The 20,192-nt window shown below is 61.3% G+C and carries 20 protein-coding genes and 1 tRNA gene; 10 read left to right on the forward strand and 11 right to left on the reverse strand.

The window, feature by feature from the left end; genetic code table 11:
- Positions 1-62: 62 nt before the first annotated feature.
- Complete coding sequence (locus PQQ52_RS30085; protein WP_408219749.1) at positions 63-527, reverse strand: hypothetical protein; 465 nt, start codon at positions 525-527, stop codon at positions 63-65.
- Between the two features lie 200 nt (positions 528-727).
- Positions 728-1,573, reverse strand: a complete 846-nt coding sequence (locus PQQ52_RS30090) for a FadR/GntR family transcriptional regulator (protein ID WP_408219752.1) — start codon at positions 1,571-1,573, stop codon at positions 728-730.
- 266 nt (positions 1,574-1,839) lie between these two features.
- Between PQQ52_RS30090 and PQQ52_RS30095 the strand changes: the two genes are divergently transcribed.
- The 9 genes from PQQ52_RS30095 to dhaK all read left to right on the forward strand — a co-directional run bounded on the left by PQQ52_RS30095 (position 1,840) and on the right by dhaK (position 11,595).
- A complete protein-coding gene (locus PQQ52_RS30095) occupies positions 1,840-3,048 on the forward strand; it encodes an ABC transporter substrate-binding protein (RefSeq protein WP_408219755.1) in 1,209 nt (402 codons plus the stop codon).
- Between the two features lie 93 nt (positions 3,049-3,141).
- Entirely contained in the window at positions 3,142-4,002 is an 861-nt protein-coding gene (locus tag PQQ52_RS30100) for a branched-chain amino acid ABC transporter permease (protein ID WP_408219758.1), read from the forward strand.
- The gene (locus PQQ52_RS30105) at positions 3,999-5,066 is read left to right on the forward strand and encodes a branched-chain amino acid ABC transporter permease (RefSeq protein ID WP_408219760.1); all 1,068 of its coding nucleotides are present in this window, start codon (positions 3,999-4,001) and stop codon (positions 5,064-5,066) included. The genes PQQ52_RS30100 and PQQ52_RS30105 overlap by 4 nt, the downstream gene beginning before the upstream one ends.
- Positions 5,063-5,830, forward strand: a complete 768-nt coding sequence (locus PQQ52_RS30110) for an ABC transporter ATP-binding protein (RefSeq protein ID WP_408219763.1) — start codon at positions 5,063-5,065, stop codon at positions 5,828-5,830. Before PQQ52_RS30105 ends, PQQ52_RS30110 begins: the two co-directional genes overlap by 4 nt.
- On the forward strand, positions 5,827-6,528 hold the full coding sequence (locus tag PQQ52_RS30115; RefSeq protein ID WP_408219765.1) for an ABC transporter ATP-binding protein: 702 nt from the start codon (positions 5,827-5,829) through the stop codon (positions 6,526-6,528). The genes PQQ52_RS30110 and PQQ52_RS30115 overlap by 4 nt, the downstream gene beginning before the upstream one ends.
- Before the next feature lie 33 nt (positions 6,529-6,561).
- Positions 6,562-7,842, forward strand: coding sequence for a Zn-dependent hydrolase (locus PQQ52_RS30120; RefSeq protein WP_408219768.1), 1,281 nt, complete (start codon positions 6,562-6,564; stop codon positions 7,840-7,842).
- Positions 7,839-9,329, forward strand: coding sequence for a M81 family metallopeptidase (locus tag PQQ52_RS30125; protein ID WP_408219770.1), 1,491 nt, complete (start codon positions 7,839-7,841; stop codon positions 9,327-9,329). The genes PQQ52_RS30120 and PQQ52_RS30125 overlap by 4 nt, the downstream gene beginning before the upstream one ends.
- Positions 9,330-9,452: 123 nt before the next feature.
- Positions 9,453-9,529 (forward strand) — tRNA-Val (locus PQQ52_RS30130).
- A gap of 359 nt (positions 9,530-9,888) precedes the next feature.
- Positions 9,889-11,595 (forward strand): dihydroxyacetone kinase subunit DhaK, encoded by a 1,707-nt coding sequence (gene dhaK, locus PQQ52_RS30135; RefSeq protein WP_408219773.1) that lies wholly within the window; start codon positions 9,889-9,891, stop codon positions 11,593-11,595.
- A gap of 99 nt (positions 11,596-11,694) precedes the next feature.
- Here dhaK and PQQ52_RS30140 read toward each other — a convergent pair whose 3' ends face one another.
- The 7 genes from PQQ52_RS30140 to PQQ52_RS30170 all read right to left on the reverse strand — a co-directional run bounded on the left by PQQ52_RS30140 (position 11,695) and on the right by PQQ52_RS30170 (position 17,340).
- A complete protein-coding gene (locus PQQ52_RS30140) occupies positions 11,695-11,991 on the reverse strand; it encodes a YciI family protein (RefSeq protein ID WP_408219776.1) in 297 nt (98 codons plus the stop codon).
- A gap of 11 nt (positions 11,992-12,002) precedes the next feature.
- Positions 12,003-12,287, reverse strand: coding sequence for a muconolactone Delta-isomerase (gene catC / locus PQQ52_RS30145; RefSeq protein ID WP_408219779.1), 285 nt, complete (start codon positions 12,285-12,287; stop codon positions 12,003-12,005).
- 52 nt (positions 12,288-12,339) lie between these two features.
- Positions 12,340-13,668, reverse strand: coding sequence for a short-chain fatty acid transporter (locus tag PQQ52_RS30150; protein ID WP_408219782.1), 1,329 nt, complete (start codon positions 13,666-13,668; stop codon positions 12,340-12,342).
- Between the two features lie 103 nt (positions 13,669-13,771).
- On the reverse strand, positions 13,772-14,731 hold the full coding sequence (locus tag PQQ52_RS30155) for a 3-hydroxyacyl-CoA dehydrogenase (RefSeq protein WP_408219785.1): 960 nt from the start codon (positions 14,729-14,731) through the stop codon (positions 13,772-13,774).
- A gap of 2 nt (positions 14,732-14,733) precedes the next feature.
- Positions 14,734-15,435: an SDR family oxidoreductase gene (locus PQQ52_RS30160; protein WP_408219787.1), complete on the reverse strand. Its 702-nt coding sequence runs from the start codon at positions 15,433-15,435 to the stop codon at positions 14,734-14,736.
- A 33-nt stretch (positions 15,436-15,468) separates the two neighbouring features.
- Positions 15,469-16,521 (reverse strand): cyclase family protein, encoded by a 1,053-nt coding sequence (locus PQQ52_RS30165; RefSeq protein WP_408219790.1) that lies wholly within the window; start codon positions 16,519-16,521, stop codon positions 15,469-15,471.
- Positions 16,522-16,596: 75 nt separating this feature from the next.
- Entirely contained in the window at positions 16,597-17,340 is a 744-nt protein-coding gene (locus tag PQQ52_RS30170; protein ID WP_408219793.1) for an IclR family transcriptional regulator, read from the reverse strand.
- Positions 17,341-17,582: 242 nt separating this feature from the next.
- Between PQQ52_RS30170 and PQQ52_RS30175 the strand changes: the two genes are divergently transcribed.
- Complete coding sequence (locus PQQ52_RS30175) at positions 17,583-18,905, forward strand: MFS transporter (protein WP_408219795.1); 1,323 nt, start codon at positions 17,583-17,585, stop codon at positions 18,903-18,905.
- Between the two features lie 78 nt (positions 18,906-18,983).
- Here the strand turns inward: PQQ52_RS30175 and PQQ52_RS30180 are convergent, their stop codons facing one another.
- On the reverse strand, positions 18,984-19,118 hold the full coding sequence (locus PQQ52_RS30180; RefSeq protein ID WP_408219798.1) for a hypothetical protein: 135 nt from the start codon (positions 19,116-19,118) through the stop codon (positions 18,984-18,986).
- 3 nt (positions 19,119-19,121) lie between these two features.
- On the reverse strand, positions 19,122-20,177 hold the full coding sequence (locus tag PQQ52_RS30185; protein WP_408219799.1) for a permease: 1,056 nt from the start codon (positions 20,175-20,177) through the stop codon (positions 19,122-19,124).
- Positions 20,178-20,192 lie beyond the last annotated feature (15 nt).

The following is a 20,192-nucleotide window of genomic DNA, read 5'->3' on the forward strand; positions in this document are numbered from 1 at the left end:
TATTGCCACGAAGTCGCCGACGCGGCTCGCCTCGGCATTCTGTTCCACGCTATGCGATCCGACTAGGCCCGTTTTCGCATCGGCGCCTGATATGACATGCCTGCGGTAAAACGGTCGAGTCGTTCGCTGGCATCGGTGATCGCCCAAAGCGGGGCACTGTGCAGTTGTCGATCGTAATTCGTTGCGATTTCGGCGAAAAGCGCGAAGCCTGCGCTGTCCAATCTCCACTCGCCGGTTTCGCGGCCGGTATCAAAAATCGTCGACACCGTGCGTTCCGCCGCACCGAGTTGATCGCCGGTCATCGAACCAAAGCCGGATTCAGCCAAAAAGCCCGTCAACAGCATGACCTGCGTGAGCGTTTGTGCATCGCTCGTGCTGCCAGCGCCGCGGCGCAAGGCATCGAGCGCCAGATGCACGCGCAGGGCAAGGTCGTCGGCGATTTTTCGGGCGATCGGCAGCAGCATGGCTTTGTCATGCCGGGCACGTGAAGCGCCGGAGTTGCGGGAAAACGGAATAGGTTGTGCCATGACGGTCCAGTGTTATGCCTCTGCAGATGCAATAACGGCGCGGATCGCAAAAGGTTGAGCCCTCACGCGACTACAGTAGTCCAATTGGCCGTCTTCAGCAGTAGGACGGCTGCGCACAAGCTAATCGCCAGTCAGTCGACTGGGGTGCGTTCGGGCTTTCATTTTGCCCAGCCGGATCCTTTCGATTCTCCTTGTCGACGTCACTCCTGATCCGTCTCATCTGCCGGCGCAACGCTACGCGCCCTCACACGCCGGCGAATCTCCGAGTCGAGAATCAGCCGGCCGCGCAGCTTGCCCTTCATCCGCTTCACATAGCGTGGCGCTTCGGTCATGTGGACCACCATCAACTCGCGTACCTTTTCCACGTCACGTTCGCGCGCCGCTTTCGTGATCGCTTTGTGAATCTTCACGTTGGCGAGGCCGAAGCGTTCGTGTTCGATTTGCGGTGTGTCGTTACGAAACTCGATTAACTGTCGGATCATTTCGTTAATCAGCTCGCAACTGAAGCGCAGAAACGGATTCGGATTTGCCGCCGCGAGAATGTCGTGAAAATTCACGTCTTCCTGACGTTGCCGCACGATGTCCTGTCCGCCGCGCGACGAAGCCGGTCGATCGCAGCACGCAATGCTTGCATCGAGTGCCTCGAAATCCTGCTCCGTCAGATGTGGCACTGCGCCTGCCGCCAACTCCGGCTCTAGCAATTTACGCACGGTGTAAATGTCGTCGATCGATACATCCTTGAAGAACAGGTAGTTTTGCAAGAGCTGTAACGTGCGGTCGAGCGGTACTTCGACCACCATGCCGCCACCGCTTGGACCTGTGGTCACCTTGATGAGACCTTGTACCTCGAGCGACTTCAGCGCCTCGCGAATCGTACTCTTGCTCACCGAAAAGAGCTGCTGCAGTTCCACCTCGCGCGGCAGGCGGTCACCCGGTTTCAGGTCTTTCTCCGTGATGAGCCGCTTGATCTCCTCGGCGACCAGATCGCCGCGCTTTTGCTGCTTGATCTCTATCGCGGCGCCAGCTCTCGCGCGGTCCATGGCCATTTTCGTTACTCCCTGTTTTGTCCTGCATGCTCTTTCAACGGGCTCGTCATGGCACAGAAAGCCGTGCCCTTGCGGCCAGGAATTTTGCCTTATTGACACTCGAATTTATTGTACCTACGATCGAGTCCAACCTATTTATCATGATAAATAGAACAAAGCCGGTGTGGTGGAAAACTTCTCGGCGGCCATCAAGCTTCGTAGTCGTTCGCGCAGTCTTTCAGTTTCGCAGTCGGTCAGTGCGTGTCTCTTTCTTAAGGAGCGTCATTTTGAATCGCCGAAATATGTTGAAGCTGGCCGCGTTGTCGGCCGTTCCGGGGACGTTGGGCTCGCTGGTCGCGCGTAGTGCGTTCGCGCAGGCCGGGGCGCTGCAGTTCGCCTGTCCGGTGCCGATGTCGGGCCCGTTCGCCGCGAACGGCAAGTACGCGGACCTCGGCATGAAGCTCGCTATCGAGCAGTACGGCAAGGTACTCGGCCAACCGCTTGCTTATACCGTGCTCGATACGGAAGGCAAGCCAGCGACAGCCGTGCGTCGCGTGCAGGAAATCGCACAGCAGAAGAATGCGCGCTTCTTTGCCGGCGGTATTTTGTCCTCCGAAGCTTTGGCGATGGGCAAGGAAGTCCAGAAAGCAGGTGGCATCTTTATCACCACGGCAGGCGCAGACGAAATCACCGGCAAGGACTGCAACGACGCGACTTTTCGCTGGTCCGTGCCGACCTACGGTGCGATCGAACAGACCGTGCGCCCATTGATCCAGACGATGCCCAAAGCAAAGCGCTGGTACACCATCACGCCGCAATACGTGTTCGGCGACGGTTTGCTATCCGCGGCCAAGGCGATTTTCAAGGAGAAGGGTATTGAGCATGTGGGCAATAGCTACCACTCGCTCAACGAGAAGGAATTCAGCGGTTATCTGACGAATGCAGTCGCCGCGAAGCCTGACGTCCTGCTGATTCTTAACTTTGGGTCGCAATCGTCCGATACGTTACGCCAGGCCGTGAGCTTCGGTATGAAGAACAATTGCACGATTCTGCTTGCGTGGGCCTCCGGCCTGGAGCAGTTCGAATCGCTAGGGGCAGACCTGTGCGAAGGCGTCTATTTCGGCGCACAGTATTGGCACGACATCGACTCGCCGCTCAATCGCGATCTCGTCAAACGCAGCAATGCCGCGTTCAAGGCGAATCCCAATTACAGTCTCGCGGGTTCTTACATCTGCACGAAGATCTTGCTCGATGGCATCGTGAAAGCGGGCACGGTCGATCCAAAGAAGGTGGTCGCGACGCTTGAGGGCATGAAATATGACGGCTTGACCGGCCCGGAAGAAATCCGCAAGGGCGACCATCAGGTACTAAAGAACTACTATCTGTTGAAGGGCAAGGCGAAGAACAAGATGAAAAACGCCGATGACTACGCAGATATCGTGAGTTCCGGCCAGTCGTTCCTGCCGCTCGACAAGACCGGCTGCAAGATGGCCTGATGTATCCGTGCCGCAGTGCCGCACGTGAGCGCGAGCGCGAGCGCAGTACGCCCATTAGCGATACCCCATCGCTACATCCTTTAGACGGACGCCATGAACGTTTATCTCCTGCAGATCGTCAACGGCATCGGAGTGGGGATGCTGTATTTCCTGCTCGCGGTTGGTTTGTCGATCGTGTTCGGCCTGCTGCGCTTCGTGAATTTCGCGCACGGCGCCTTCTATCTGCTTGGCGCGTATTTCTGCTACCAGGCAATGCAGTGGTCGGTGAATTTCTGGACCGCACTCGTCGTCGTGCCGCTCGTCGTCGGTGCGCTTGCGTGGGTTGTCGAGAAGCTGGTCTTGCGGCACGTCTACGCGCAACAGCATGAGTTTCATATTCTCGCGACGGTCGGTCTTGCTCTCGTCGTGCAGGAATGCGCGATTCTGATCTGGGGTCCGCTCGGCGACAACGTGCCGGTTCCCGACATGCTGAACGGCGTAGTGATCTGGGGCAGCTTCGTGTATCCGAAGTACCGCCTGTTCGTGATCGGATTCACAGCCTTACTGGCTGCGCTGTTGTGGTGGGTGCTGGAAGGCACACGGCTCGGTAGTGCGGTGCGCGCCGGTAGTGAATCGACGGAAATGGTGTCGCTGCTGGGCATCAACGTGACGCGCGTCTTCAGCCTGGTGTTTGCGCTGGGCGCCGCCACTGCCGCATTGGCGGGTGTGCTCGCCGCACCGATTCGTGGCGTCGACCCGTTCATGGGCAGTGAGGCGCTCAGCGTCGCGTTCGTCGTGGTGGTGGTGGGCGGAATGGGCAATTTTCTGGGGGCGCTTGTCGGCGGGTTGCTGGTTGGAGTCGTGCAGAGCGTAATGAGTACGCTGTGGCCGGAGGGCGCGCGGCTGATGATCTATGTCGCGATGGCCGCAGTGTTGCTGCTACGGCCGAACGGCTTGCTCGGGAGAGCGGCATGATCGACACGTCGAAGCCTGGTGTGCAAGCCGCTTCCTCCCGACCGGCTCACCGCAGCTGGAAGCACGCGGTGCATCGCTATCGCTTCCTGTTGCTTGCGCTGCTGGTCGTATGCGTGTTGCCCCTCACGCTGCGCTCCGGATCGCTTGCTACGGAAGTGCTGGTGTTCGCGCTCGCCGCACTCGGTTGCAATCTGCTGCTCGGCCATACGGGCTTGCTCTCGTTCGGACAGGGGATTTTCTTCGGACTCGGCAGCTATTGCGCGGGGCTGGTCCTCACTAAAACGGCGATGCCGATACCCGTGGCACTCCTTGCCGCGATCGTGACCGGCGCGGCTGCCGCCGCACTGGTGGGCTGGTTTTCGATTCGTCAGCGCGGCACGTACTTCGTGATGTTGACGCTCGCATTCGGGCAACTCTTCTACTTCCTCGCCTACACCACGCCCGATCTGACCGGTGGTGACAACGGTTTGCTCGACATCCCACGTCCTGCGCTGGGTCTGTTCGGCAAAGCACTCGTGCCATTGACCTCGCCGTGGCAGTACTATGGTTTCGTCGCTGTGCTGTTCCTCGTGGTGTTCTGGTTGCTGATGCGTGTCTCGCACTCGGTATTCGGCCGGACGTTGCTGGCGATTCGAGACAATGAAGCGCGCGCGGCCGCCGTCGGCTACGACGTCAAACGCTTCAAACTTATGGCGTTCGTGATCTCTGGCGCGGTGACGGGCCTCGCTGGCGCGTTGCATGCACTGATGACCGGTATCGCGCCACTGTCCAACATTGATTACCACACGAGCGAGATGATCCTCGTGATGACCGTGATCGGCGGAACGGGCAATCTGTTCGCGTCGGTGCTGGGCGCAGCGTTCTATGTGCTGTTCGCCGATTGGCTTTCCACGCTGTGGCCGCGCTGGCTGTTGCTACTCGGTATCGTGCTGATCGCCGTCAGCCTCTTCGTGCAGCGCGGGCTATGGGGTTTGGGCGAACGAATCTGGCAAGCACTGCGGCGCAAACCATCCGCCGATGCTGGCAACGGTACAGACGACCACGCAGCCAGGGAGCGCGTATGAGCGAAGCGATTCTGCAAGCGAGCGGTGTGGTGAAGCGGTATGGCAAATTCACAGCGCTCTCCGAAGTCAATCTGTGCGTCATGCCGCGTACCGTGCATTCGGTGATCGGCCCAAATGGTGCGGGTAAGACGACGCTGTTTCACGTGTTGACGGGCACGTTGCCCATCACCGAAGGGAAGATCATCTTCGACGGTCATGACGTGACGCACGAACCCGACTATAAACGCGTGCGCCGCGGCGTCGCGCGGTCGTTTCAGGTGACGAGCCTGTTCGCCAATCTGAGCGTGCGGGAAAATCTGCGGCTCGCCGCGCAAGGTGTCGACGCGGTGCGTGCGTTGAATGCGTGGACGCCGCCGCATGGCGCACTCACCCATGCGGACACTGTCGACAGTGTGCTTGAACGCCTCACGTTGCAGCGCTTCAGCGAGGTGCCTGCGGGCGCGCTGTCGCACGGTCAGCAGCGGCGGCTCGAAGTCGGTATGGCGCTCGCTGCGCGGCCTAAGGCGATCTTTCTGGATGAGCCGACTTCCGGCATGGGCATCGACGACCTCGACGACATGAAGCAACTGATCCGCGGCCTGCGCGACGATTACACCGTTGTCCTGATCGAGCACAACATGGGCATCGTGATGGACATCTCCGACACGATCACTGTCATGCAACAAGGACGCGTGCTGGTGGAAGGACGCCCAGACGATATTCGTGGCGACGAGCGCGTACGCAGCGCCTATCTCGGCAACATGATCACCGGAGGCCGTGCATGATTCTCGATGTGCAGCAGATTCACGGCTTCTACGGCAAGAGTCACATTCTGCAAGGTGTGTCCCTGCAAATCAACGATGGTGAGACGGTCACGCTGTTAGGCCGTAACGGCGCAGGTAAGTCGACCACGCTCAAAGCCATTGCGGGTGTCGTGACACCGCAGCAAGGTACGGTGACGTTTAACGGCGTTGCAATCGGCAGCATGCCGTCGCACAAGATCGCTTCGCGCGGCGTGTGCTTCGTGCCCGAACATCGCGGCGTATTTCGTCTGCTGACCGTCGAAGAAAATCTGCGGCTCGGCGCGCGCAAGGATTCGCCGTGGCAACTCGACGACATCTACCGAATTTTCCCGCGTCTGAAAGAACGGCGCACGAACGGTGGTGGACAACTCTCCGGCGGCGAACAGCAGATGCTCGCGATCGGTCGCGCGTTGATGAATCATCCGCGGCTGTTGATGCTCGACGAACCGGTTGAAGGTCTCGCGCCGGTGATCGTCGAAGAGATCGTCGCGCAACTCAAGTTGATCCGTGAAGCGGGCGTCGCGATCCTGTTGGTCGAGCAGAATCTGGAAGTCTGCACGCAACTTGCGGATCGTCATTACATCATCGAACAGGGCGTGATCGTCTACGAAGGCGACAACGCTGCGTTCGCCGCCGACGATTCGATCAAGGACCGTTATCTGGGCGTCGGCGTCGTCTGACGCACACGCTGTCTTGACTATGAGGAAGCATCGATGCAAGCTCGTGAATCAACAACCGTCGGGACGCTCGCTGATCTGCGTATCGACGGTGCGCGGCTCTGGGACAGTCTCATGCAACTCGCGCAAATCGGCGCGACGAATAAAGGCGGTGTCTGCCGGCTCGCGTTGACCGAACTGGACCGTAAGGCGCGCGACCTCTTTATCGCGTGGGCAAAGGAGATTGGCTGCAGCGTGCGGGTCGACGCGATCGGCAATATCTTTGCGCGCCGCGCGGGTTTGAATGACGGCCTGCCCCCGGTGATGACAGGCAGCCACATCGATACGCAGCCTACGGGTGGCAAGTTCGACGGCAACTACGGTGTGCTCGCCGGCCTTGAAGTATTGCGCACGCTGGCCGATGCCAACGTACGGACGCTCGCGCCGCTGGAAGTCGCTGTATGGACCAACGAAGAGGGCTCGCGTTTTGTGCCGGTGATGATGGGTTCAGGCGTGTTCGCCGGGGCGTTCACCTTGGAGCATGCGCTTGAACAGCGCGATCGCGAGGGCATTTCGGTGCGCGACGCGCTTGCCGCAATTGGTTATGCGGGCGAAAACGGCATGCCCCATGCAGTCGGTGCGTATTTCGAAGCGCATATTGAACAGGGGCCCGTGCTGGAGGCACATGACACGATGATCGGCGTCGTCCAAGGCGCGTTAGGCCAACGCTGGTACGACGTGACGGTGCACGGCATGGAAGCGCATGCGGGCCCGACGCCGATGGAGCTGCGCCGCGACGCGTTGCTCGTCGCGGCGGATCTGATTCATGCGGTGAATCGGATTGCCCTCGATCACGCGCCGCATGGACGCGGGACGGTCGGCTGGCTCGACGTGCATCCGAATTCGCGCAATGTGATTCCAGGCCGCGTCACCCTCACGGTCGATCTGCGTGCCGCGAATGATATCTCGCTCACGGAGATGGATGCCGCGCTACGCGCTGCTTGCGCTGCCGCGAGTGAGCCAGCCGGCATCACCGTCGACGTCGAACAGGTGGTGTATTTCCCGCCCCAACCGTTCGCGGCGGACCTGGTCGCCGCAGTTCGGCGGGGGGCGGACACGCTCGGCTTTTCGTCGATGGACGTCATCAGCGGCGCCGGCCACGATGCCGTCTATCTCGCACGTGTGGCGCCGGCCGCCATGATCTTTGTGCCGTGCAAGGACGGCATCAGCCATAACGAAATCGAAGACGCGCGCCCGGATCACCTGGAAGCTGGCTGCAACGTGCTGTTGCAGGCCATGCTGAACGCCGCTCAAACGGCAGGGAGCACCCAGGGATGAAGATCCTGATTGCAAGGATGAACCACGAGACCAACACGTTCTCGCCGGTGGTCACTCCGCTTGCAGCGTTCGGCCGCAACGGCCCCAGCTACGGCGAAGATGCGTTCAACGAAAACAAGGGCATGCAGACAGCAATGGCCGCGTTCATCGACGCAGCCGAGCGCGAGCGTGCCATGATCGCAACGCCCATTTCCGCATCGGCGAATCCGAGCGGGCGGGTCGAGGCCGCCGCTTATGACGCGATCTGCGATGCGATCGTTGTGGCCGCAACCGGCTGCGATGCCGTGATGCTCGACCTGCATGGCGCGATGGTCGCCGAGAATTCGAACGACGGTGAGGGCGATCTGCTCGAACGCGTGCGCGCCGCATTGCCCACTGCACCGATTGCTGTTGCTCTCGATCTGCATGGCAACGTCACGCAGAAAATGATCGACAACGCCGACGTGATCGTCAGCTTCAAAACTTATCCGCACGTCGATATGTACGAGACCGGCGCGCATGCGGCGCGTCTGATGTTCGATCTGGTCCACGGCAAGTCGAAGCCGGTGATCGCATGGCGCCAACCGCCATTGCTCACGCATACGCTGCGCAGCGCGACGGCCGAAGGTGCGATGAAACGTGCCGTGGATGCCGCACGCGCAGCAGAGGCCGATGGCATGCTCGCGGTGTCGGTGTTGTCCGGCTTCTCGCTAGCCGATATCGAGGCGCCCTGTATCAGCATCGTCGTGGTAGGCAACGGCGAGCGTGAGCAGGCGGAAGCGGTAGCAGAGCGCATTGCGAGGCAGATCTGGAACGAGCGCGAGGATTTCGTCTATCGCAGCGCGCCGCTGGCGGACTCGGTGGCGCAGGCCGCAGCGCTCGCGCAGGGGGCGGACAAACCGGTGCTGTTGCTCGATCATGGCGACAATTGCATGTCCGGTGGGACGTGCGACACGATGGATCTGCTGGAGGAAGCGCTCAAGCAGAAACTCGAAGGGATCGTGAGCGGGCCGTTGTGCGATCCGCGGGCCGTCGCGGCGCTGATGGCGGCAGGCGTAGGCAGCACGGTGACAGTGACGATCGGCAACAAGGTCGCGGGCAGCGCGGTGACCCCGCAGCCGCCGGTTGCCGTGACCGGTGTGGTGCGTGCGCTGACCGATGGCGAGTATGTGATCAGCGGCCCGACCTATACAGGTCAGCGTGCGTTCATGGGGCGCGCGGCGGTGCTCGACACCGGTACGGTCAAGCTCGTGATGACGGAGCGCACGCACGAACCATGGGACCTCGGCGTATTCGAGAGTGTCGGCATCGATCCGCGTCGAGCGCGTTTCCTCTTGCTCAAATCGCGTATGTACTGCCGGCCGGTTTTTGTGCCGATCGCCGCTGCGTTGGTGGAGTGCGATAGCCGCGGCGTGACGAGTTCGGATTACGGGCTGTTCAAGTTCAAACACGTGAGACGGCCGGTTTTTCCGCTGGATACGCAGACCGAATGGGCGTCAACGAACTGAAGCGAGTTGAACAACGCCTACGCTACTTACTGCGCAACGAACCAAAGGATCCCCGCTCGTGAACATACTTGCCGTGTGGGACTTGTGCGACGCGTTCGGAGTCTCTATAATTCGCGCCTCTAAAGGCTCGTAGCTCAGTTGGTTAGAGCACCACCTTGACATGGTGGGGGTCGTTGGTTCGAATCCAATCGAGCCTACCAACGCATAGGTGACGCAGAGGAAAGCGGCTTCGCTTTCCTCTGCTGTCATGTTCTCGCGTTCCGGACGCACATCGTCATCGTGTGCACTGTCCTGTTAGTCTCTCCCTTCCGCATTGCCTATATTTCGCCACAGCTTGACTCATCCGCTGATGTCCTCGCGTGCTCGCGTTCGCCGCATGTCGATGCGTTTGCGCCGGCGCGTGGCGGTCAACGTGCTGCGGGCATTTGCGTGAGTACCGTTGGCGCTTCACGTCGCATTCTTCCAATGCTTGGTACAGTTGAGTCTTCAGGTCTCGCAACTGCATAAACTGCCGTGAGCTCGCGACACAGGGCCGGCAGCTTAATAGGAAGCCGACGCAATGAAGAAGCTCATCAACGACGTCTCCGCAGTCGTCCCCGACATGCTCGACGGCCTCGCGGCGCTCAATCCCAATCTTTTGTTGTTGCAAGGCAGCACGATTGTCGTGCGCGCCAACGCCGAGGCTGTTGCCGCGCGTGGAGAAGTCGCGCTGATCTCGGGCGGCGGCTCGGGCCACGAACCGGCGCATGGTGGCTACGTAGGTCATGGCATGCTAAGTGCCGCGGTAGCGGGCGAAGTGTTCACGTCACCCTCCACGGATGCCGTGCTCGATGCGATCCGCGCAGTTGCCGGCGCCGCGGGTGTTCTGCTGATCGTGAAGAACTACACGGGCGACCGCTTCAACTTCGGCCTCGCCGCCGAGATCGCACGCGCGGAGGGCATCCCCACAGAAATGGTAATCGTCGCCGACGACGTCGCCTTGACGGCGAGCGGTGACCACGCGGGCCGTCGTGGGCTCGCGGGGACCGTGCTGGTGCACAAGATTGCCGGCGCGGCCGCCGCAGCGGGACGTCCATTGGCCGAGGTTGCACAGATTGCGCGCGAGGTAGCCGCTTCGCTCGGCACGATGGGCGTCGCGCTCACGCCATGCACGGTGCCGGCGGCCGGCAAGCCGGGCTTCGAGCTCGCCGATGGCGAAATCGAATGGGGCCTCGGCATTCACGGTGAACCCGGTGTAGAGCGCGGCGCGATGGAACCCGCCGACGCGATCGTCGAAAGACTGCTGACGAAGATTGTCGGTGACTTATCGTTGCGACCTGGCGCGCGCGTGGCTTTGCTGGTGAATAACCTCGGCGGCACGCCTGCGAGCGAATTGAGCATCGTTGCCGGGTCCGCGCTTCGTCATCTGGCGGCAGGCGGCATCCATGTCGAACGTGCATGGGCCGGTACATTCCTGAGCGCACTCGAGATGTCGGGCGTCTCGTTGACACTGCTGCGCGTGGACGACGAGCGGCTCGGCTGGCTCGACGCCGCCGCGCACACCAGTGCATGGCCCGCGCTGAGCGGTCGCGTCGCGCAGGTTTCTGTGCGGCCCGCACCCGCTGCGCCCGATCGCTCAACCGGCGCGACGCTCACGCGCGAGGCGACGTTGCGCCACGTGATCGAGGCGGTTTGCGCGAGCCTGTTCAAAGCCGAACCGACCTTGACCGACATGGATCAACGCGTCGGCGATGGCGACCTCGGCATCAGCCTGTCGCGCGGGGCGCGCGGCATTCTCCATGAACTCGATACCTATCCTGCGGAAACAGCACCGGGCGCCGTGTTGCGCAGTATGTCCGCAACGGTCCGGCGCGTGGTCGGCGGCACCTCGGGCCCGCTTTACGCTGTGATGTTGTTGCGCGGTGCGGTTGCGCTCGAACAGGCAGATGGATCGTCGGCGAGGGCGTGGTCGGCGGCGTTCAGTGAGGGCGTCGCTGGATTGATGGCGTTAGGCGGTGCGCATCCGGGCGATCGGACAATGGTCGATGCTCTGAAACCTGCCGCCGATGCATTGCAAGCTGCGCTCGCCAAGTCAGACGGCGGGCTCGATGCGGCACTGAAAGCCGCGGTCGATGCAGCAACTGAAGGCGCGGCGCGAACCGCGTCGATGCATCCACGGCGCGGGCGGTCGAGTTACGTTGGTGATCGCGCGCTCGGTCACGCGGACCCTGGCGCACATGCCGTGGCGTTGTGGCTCGCTGCGATTCGCGCCGCGCTCGCTGATTGAGCGGCTAATTCGTGAACGGGGAACCGAGAACCGGGAACTGCAGAAACGCAACGCAAAAGCCCATACGACTAACGCCGCACCCACGCCTGCACCCCTGGCTTAAAGAAAGCACTCGCCATCGAAATACGCCTTGCGCCAGCGCGTGATCGTCACGCGCTCGAACAAGTCGACCTGAGAGAACGGATCGGCCGCAATAAACTTTTCGGCCTCCTCGCGCGTTTCCAGATCGACGACATACACGCCGCCGCCCGCGCCGGTACCGTCGTCGTTCAGCTTTGCGCCGCAGGCGAGCAGCAGCGCCTTGTTTTTTTCCAGAAACGCCAGATGCGTCTCGCGCTCGCGCGTGCGGACGTCGGCGTGACCGGGCTTGTCAAACGTTTCGATGATATACGGCATGCGTGCTCCTCTCAGTTCGGGGCGATAGCGGACGGATGCTGCGCGAGCGGTGTGACGTCGACAACCAGATACGGAAATAGCGGTAGCGAACTGAGCAGCGTATGCAGTTCATCGTTCGACTCGACGTCGAACACGCTGTAATTCGCGTACTGCCCGGCCACGCGCCACAGGTGGCGCCACTTGCCCTCATGTTGCAGCTTCTGCGAGAACACTTTCTCTTCGGCCTTCAGGCGATCGATAAGTGCCTTGTCGGCGTCGGCAGGAATCTGAACCTGCATATGAACGAGATACAGCATTCAAACCTCTCTATCGAATGAATAGACCGCCTTGCGGCGGCCGCATGTTTGCTCAACCCCAGGCGAGAATCGCCACGGTGTACACGATGCCGATCCAGAACATCATGATGACCGTATAGCCCATGATGTCCTTCAGTTTCAGCTTCGACAGCGCGAGCGCCGGCAGAATCCAGAACGGCTGCACCAGATCGTTCCATGCATTGCCGAGCATCACGGCGGTCGCGGTATGTCCCACCGATGCGCCGATCGACTTGGCCGCCTCGATCATGAACGGCCCCTGAATCACCCAGTGACCGCCGCCCGACGGTGCGAAGAAATTGATGAAAAACGAACTGATCAAGCCCCAGAACGGCAGCGTCGCAGGCGTCGCGATCTTGACGAAGAAATGTGAGAACGTATTGACCAGACCGGACGATGCCATGATCGCCATAATGCCCGCATAGAACGGGTATTGCAGAATGATGCCGCTGATCGTACGAATGCCTTCGTTCAGCTTCTCGACATAGCGAATCGGCGTGCCGAGCAGAATAATGCCGAGGAACAGAATGATGAAGTTGATCAGGTTCAGGTCCATCGAACCGCCGCCGTGGAAGTACAGCACCACGTAGACCACGCCGATTGCGCCGATCAGGTAGCTCAGCAGACGGCTGTTGTTCAGGCGACTGGCAATCGTGTTGCTTTCGCTGATATCCACTGCCGGTGCGGTGGTTTTTGGCGCGTCGTTCAGCGTGCGGTCGATCTCCGTAACCGGCTGGCCCGGCTTCGGATGCAGCCAGGCATTCAGCAGCGGCAGCGTGATGATGACAACGAGGCTTGTGATCAGCATCGCAGGCGAGAAAATCGTTTCCGACAGCGGAATCACACCCATCTGCGCTTCCATCGGGTGCCCCTTGGTGGAGATCAGCACCGGAATACTTGCCGATAAACCAAGACCGTACATCGTAAAGCCGCTGTACGCCGACGCGATGATCAATGGGTAATGTACCCCCTTGATGCTCATCGCCAGCTTGCGCGCGACGATCCCGCCGATCACCAGGCCAAAGCCCCAGTTCAGGTAACTGCCGATCCCGCCCACCAGCGTCGCGACGATCACCGCCATGCGCGGATCGTGCACCCGCGCGACGAGTCGATCGAGAAAGCGCTCGGTGAGCGGCGCGGTGGCGAGCACATAGCCCATCGCGAGAATCACAGCCATTTGCGTCGTGAACGCGAGCAACGCCCAGAAGCCCTTGCCCCAACTCAGCGTGAGCGCGCTCACCGCCTGGCCCTGAACCAGCACGGCGAGAATCATCGTGAGCAGGGTGAGGCCGATAGCGAAGACGAACGGGTCGGGCAGATACTTGCGCATCAGCTCCGTGAAGAAAGCGGTGATTTTCTGCATGTGACTGTCTCTAGCTTTGGTCGAATAGTATTTATCGGGTCATGCGGCGGGTACTGCGAATACGACGGGTACAACGGGTACAGCGGACAAGGCCGGATATGACTTATGAATCGTTTTGAGCGGAGTCCTTGCGATAGCGGGCCAGCCTCATCAATGCGCGGTCGCGCCACGCAACGCGTTCTTCCCACTGTTCTAGCGGCAGCGCACTACGGCGCGCAGCGGCCACGCCGGCGACGAGTTCCGGTGTCCACGGATCGTTCTGGCCGCGCTCCGCGCCCATGCGCGCATACGACGGCCCCATCTTCTGCGCATGTGAAGCGATACCGCCGCGCGTGTTCAGATCGATGGTTTCGAACGGACCGATCACCGACCAGCGCAATCCCAGCCCTTCGCGTACGACGGTATCGACGTCGTCCACTGAGGCAACGCCGTCGCGCACGAGGCAATACGCTTCGCGCAATAACGCGCCTTGCAGCCGGTTGAAGATGAAGCCTTCCACTTCCTTCGCGACGCGCACCGGCTTGAGGCCGGCCTCGGTGAAAAGGTCGATTGCATGGGTAACGGCGTCGTTGTCGGTAAAGGGCGCGGGCACGATTTCGATGACAGGAATCAGATACGGCGGATTGCCTGGATGAGCGACGAGGCACCGGCCACGACCCGGCAGCGTTTCATCGACAAAGCGTGAAGCCGCAAGAAACGACGACGCGCTCGCCAGAATCGCGTGCGGCGGCGCAGCGCTATCGAGCTCGATGAACAAGTCACGTTTGAGCTCTTCACGCTCGGGTGCGCATTCCTGCACGAGATCGGCGTCAGCTGCCGCCGCTTCTAAAGTCGCAGCGATTTCAACGCGCGCGGCCACATCGTCGGTGGATTCATCGAGCAGACCGAAGCGCGTCAACTCGATAAGCCGTTGCATGACTTCCACCGGCGCAAGTTCACGCCGCTCGGCCGCTGGATCGAATAGACGCACTTGCCAGCCGGCCCGCGCGAAGACGACGGCGAAGGCAATGCCGATGCTTCCACCACCGATGATTCCCACACGCCGCGTAGCCCGTGCGTCCATGCTCAGACTCCCGCGACGCCGACAGTCATACCACCGCACACGTACAACACCTGGCCGGTGACGAAACCGCTGCGTGCATCGAGCAGGTACGACGCGGCATGCGCGACGTCTTCCGGCGTTCCCACACGTTTGACCGGCACGCTGTCGATGATCGCGCGCGTGCGCGGTGCATCCGGCGGATTCGCGCGATCGAACAACTCCGTACGGATCGGGCCCGGGCCGATCGCATTGGCGGTGACGCCGAACGCGCCAAGCTCGAGCGCCCACACACGCGTCATGCCAATCAGTGCGGCTTTGGTTGCCGAATAGGCGGTGCGCAATTCCTTGCCGAGCGCCGCCCGCGACGACATATTCACGATCCGGCCGAAACCCTCTGCCTTCATGCCCGGCAACAACGCCTGCATGCATTGCAGCGAACAGCGCACGTTGAGCGCCCAAGCGCGTTCGAGTTCTTCGAGCGTTTGCTCTTCCGCATTCGCTGGCACTACAACGCCGACGTTATTCACGAGACGCGTGATCGGACCGTCTTCGAGTGCGCGTTCGAGCGCCGCCGCGGTTGCCTGCGGGTCCGACAGATCGGCGATCAATCCATTGCCGACGCGATCGATCACGACCACGTCGTAACCATCCGCCTTGCAACGCTCAGCGCATGCCGCGCCGATGCCGGCAGCCCCACCGGTAATCAAAACTCGTTCTTTGGTCATGTTTCGGATTCAGGGTAATAAAAGAGGAAAGGCTCAAACGGTGGCGATTGGCGTGACCGGCGAACCCATCGCGCCCGGCAATCTGAGCGGCGGCGCCGTCAGCATGAAATGCGAGCGGCCGTTTGCGCGCAGCCACGCGGCGAGGTCGCGCAAGTACCAGAGTTCGCCAAGCGGCAAGCCGAGCTTGAAGAGGCAATGGTGATGCAGCGGCATCAACGGGTGCTCGCCAGGCGTGGCCGGTGCGCGTGCGGGATAGCGTTCCACGGCGTAGTTGTCGGCGGCGAGCGCGGCGATGCCTGAGTCGGTGATCCATTGCAGCAGGCGTTCGTCGCGGCCGTCGAGTGCGCAGCAGTGGCTGTTGAGCACGCTTTCGTCGGGCTGGCGATTCATTTCCAGCACCATCTCGGCGAAACCGGTACGCAGCACCAGCATGTCGCCGCGTGCGATCTCGACGCGATCGGCTTCGATCGCAAACATCAGATCGTCGTAGCCGACCGTTCGATGTTCGCGCGCATAGTGCGCCGCCAGATCGACTAGTACGCCGCGGCCTTGCATGCCCTTCACCGCGAGATTTTCGATGCCGAGCACGTCGGCGTGACTGTGCTCGCCGCCGCAGACATGTGGCGCGAAGCCTTCGTCCGCCCGATACTCGATCGGCCCGACGATATCTGTATTGGCGCGATAGCCGTTGTAGTAGACGCTTTCCGGCACGCCGTCGCCGTCTGCGTCGAAGCGTGCGCCCACGTGCGCGAGCGAGTCCCATTGCGTCGAGTACTGCAGGCTCAGCAGCACCTGGTCGTCGCTGACCACGTCGGTCGCGCCTGCTTCGTTGCGCGCGAACGGGAAGTTGACGTAGGGCAGGCCGTCCTTGAACGTCGGCCGTAGCACGGGGGGATGACGGCGCACGTTGAGCTTGCTGTCGCCGGGAAAATCGAGTGGCAACGACAGGCAGAAACTCAATCCCGCACGGATTTCACGCGCGCCTTTGAGGACCTGTTCCGTGCCGATCAGATTCGGTCTGCCGAGTTGGTCGTCGGGGCCGAAGTCGCCCCAGTTCGATCCTTCGGGTTTGTTCTTCCAGCGCATTTCACCTTCCTTTGCTGACCTGGCCTAAGCGCTGCACGGCTCGCACAAACGGGCATTGAACGGAGGAGCGCGCCGTCACGCGAGCAGTGCGGGCGGGATCTGGCCGTAAATTTCAAGCAGCGCTTCGATCGCGCGGGGTTCGTTTTTCAACAGTCGCGCCTTCGGGCCGCCAATCACGAGCGCGAACGCCTCGCCGTGAATCAGGAAACCGCGCGCCAGTCCGGCCACGTCTTCGACGTTTTCGCCCGTCGAGCGATGCCAGCCGTTCTTCACGCCTTGCTCCACTTCGACCTCCAGCGTCTTTCGGTCGATCACCGAACCATCGGTCGATGCGGTCAAGGGCTCGCAACTGTCGAGCAGCTTGCGCCGCGCGTCTGTGGAAAGGGCGCCGAGCAAAGCCTTGCCCGCGGCGCTGGCATGCAGGTACATGAAGCCGCCAGGCTCGTCGCTATAGCGGATTTTCTGGCGCGACTCCATCACGTCGAGATAGACGACGCGGTTGCCGGCCAGCGTGGCGAGCGCCGCGGTCTCGCCGGTGGCGTCGCGCAGGGAGGTGAGCAGCGGCTGGAACAGCAGCGTCAGCGGGTCCTCGCTGCAAATGTCGCGAGCGACATGCAACAGCCGTTGCGTTGGGTAATAGCCGGCCTTCACACCGGGCGCGTAGAGATAGCCCTTGGCCACCATGGTTTGCAAAAGCGCGTGACAACTCGACAGCGGGATCTCGGTTCGACGCGCGATCTCGCTATAGATCATGGGTTGCCGCACTTCGGCAAAGAGATTTATCACGTCGAAGACGCGTACTGCAGTTTTCACATCCATGAGAACATTATCGGTATTTCGACAACCCGATGGCAATAGGGTACGGGGTATACACCTATGCCATGGGTGTCCTGCTATGGAGTGACTGCAGGGTAATCCCTTAATTGACGCCTGTTACGAGCGATCCTTATAGTCGCGCTTCTGTTCGCTAAAGGAAAGTAAGTTCTTTATGCGAACAATGGCGATGAGCGGGCGCTGGGTCCCTCTCGTGCATTCGCGACACAAAATGGAGACTTACCACGATGGCGCTCACGCTCGAAACGCAACACCGGAATGCCCGCAAAGCGGGCATTGCATCATTCGTTGGGACAACGATCGAATGGTATGACTTCTATGCGTACAGCACGGCGGCGGCGCTGGTGCTCGGCAAGATCTTCTTCCCGACAACCTCGGCACTGGCCGGTACGCTCGCGGCATTCGCAACTTTCTGGGTCGGCTTTCTGGCGCGGCCGATCGGCGGGATCATCTTCGGCCACCTCGGCGATAAAGTCGGCCGCAAGAAGACGCTGATCATCACGCTGATGCTGATGGGGTGTTGCACGACCGGCATGGGTCTGCTGCCCACCTATAACCAGGTTGGGCTAGTGGCGCCCGCGCTGCTGATTCTGCTCCGTCTGATGCAGGGCATTGCGATGGGCGGCGAGTGGGGCGGCGCCGTGGTGCTGTCGTCGGAACACGCGCCGAAGGGCAAGGAGATTCTCTATTCCGCTTTCGCGCAGCAAGGCTCGCCCGCGGGCAACCTGCTGGCGACCGTGGCGTTCCTGCTGACTTCGATGTTGCCCGATCACCAGTTCATGACGTGGGGCTGGCGCATTCCGTTCCTGTTCTCTGCGTTGCTGGTGGTGGTCGGCATGTTCATCCGCATGAGCGTCGAAGAGTCGCCGGCCATGCAGGAATTGAAGGACAAGAACAAGGTTGCGAAACTGCCGATCGGCGAAGTCTTGCGCAACCACAAAGGCCTGGTGGCGATGGGCGTGGGCGCTTGCGTGATCGGTCTGTCGGCAACTTACTTCAAGACGACTTTTGCGTTGTCATGGGCCGTAACGAGCATCGGCTTCGATCGCACGCAGTTTCTCACGGTGATTACCGGCGCGATCATCGTGCAACTCATCGTGCAGCCGTTCGGCGCGGTGCTCGCCACGAAAATGGACCTGAAAAAGGCGGTCATTTACATGCTGGTGCCTGAAATCGTCGCGCTGCCGCTGATGTTCTCGCTGATCGCCACCGGCTCGACGAAACTGGCAATGCTGGGTATGGCACTCGCCTCGATTCCGCACTCGCTGTACTACGCTGCAATGGCCGGCATTCTGGCGAAGTCGTTTCCGGTTCAGGTGCGCTACACCGGTATTTCGCTTTCCTATCAGATTTGCGGCATGGTGTTCGCCGGCACCACACCGATTCTCGGGCAGTATCTGCTGGGCGCGACCGGATCGATTCTTTCGGTCGTCGCGCTGGGAATCCTGCACGTGCTGATTACGCTGTTCTGCGCGCTGGGATTGATCACGCGTATGCATCAGGAGGGCGCGCGCGAGGCAGCCCGTTCGGCTGCGCTGGCGCAGAGCTGATCGCAAGGACCGACTGCCTGGTCAGTCAGCAGGTGTTTTGAAAGAGTCCGCCGCCGCCCGGAAAGCGCGGCGGATTTGTCACGGACGGAGCAGATCGAAGCCGGCCAGCGCGACAACCCCGCTGACGACGATCAGGGCCACCGAATGCTGTCCGAAGTAGAGAAAGCCCGCGGCCGACCAGCTCGTTAGACAGAATGCTGCGATACGTTTCATCGTTTAGAAGCCCAAAGCGACAGCCAATAACCCACTGACCACCCCGCAAGCCACCACCGCCAGCGTCACCACCGTCAGCACGCGCCTGTGAAAGGAGCGGCCGAGCATCGCCATTGAAGGCACGCTGATCAGCGGCAACGTCAACAGCAATGCGCCAGCCGGCCCGGCGGCCATGCCGAAGGAGAGCATGGCCTGAATGATCGGCACTTCGCCCGCGGTCGGAATCACAAATAACGTGCCGGCGATCGACAAAGCAATGATCCACAGCAGGCTGTTATCGATGCTGGGTCCGATGTGCGGAAACAGCCATGCCCGTGCCGCGCCGAGAATCAGCACCAGCACGATGTATTCAGGAATCAGCCGCAGCGTCATGGTTCCGAGGATCTTCACCCAGCGCGTGAACGCGGTACCCGGATCGTCGGTCGTGACCAGTTGCGCCATGGCTTCGCGCGATGCTTCGGCTTCTTTCGGCGTGACCATGCGGTTCACCAGATAGCCGAGTCCGAACACCATCACGAGGCCTAGGGCGAGCCGTAAGCCCATCCATTGCCAGCCGAGCACGAAGCCCATGAAGATCAAGGTGGCCGGATTGAGGGCCGTGTTACCCAGCCAGAACGCGATCGCCGCGCCCGGTGCCGCCTGCCGGGCGCGCAAGCCGGCCACGACCGGCGCCGCGCAGCACGTGCACATCATGCCCGGCAACGACATCAGGCCGCCTTTCACCACGCTGCTGAAGTCGGTCCGGCCGAGCGCACGCGCGACCCATTGTGGCGGAATCAACGCCTGCACCGCCGAGCCCAGCAGAAGGCCCAGCACCATGGCTTGCCAGATCGCCTTGCCGTAGGCCAGCGCGTAATCGATGGCCGCCTGCCAGGACGCCGCTGGCGCGCTCGACGACGTACCCATCAGGATCGACTTGCCGATGGAGTGCTGGCTCGCGGCGACGAAGGCGCGGTTGTAGTACGGGAACCACTTCACATAGAAGAGGCCGACGACGGCGATCAGCAGAAATACGATCCAGCCAAGGGCGACACGGGGCTGCCGAAGGGTTGATTGCATGATGGATGGTCTTGA

The organism is Paraburkholderia sediminicola (genome assembly GCF_046030555.1).
GTDB classification, from domain to species: domain Bacteria; phylum Pseudomonadota; class Gammaproteobacteria; order Burkholderiales; family Burkholderiaceae; genus Paraburkholderia; species Paraburkholderia sediminicola_E.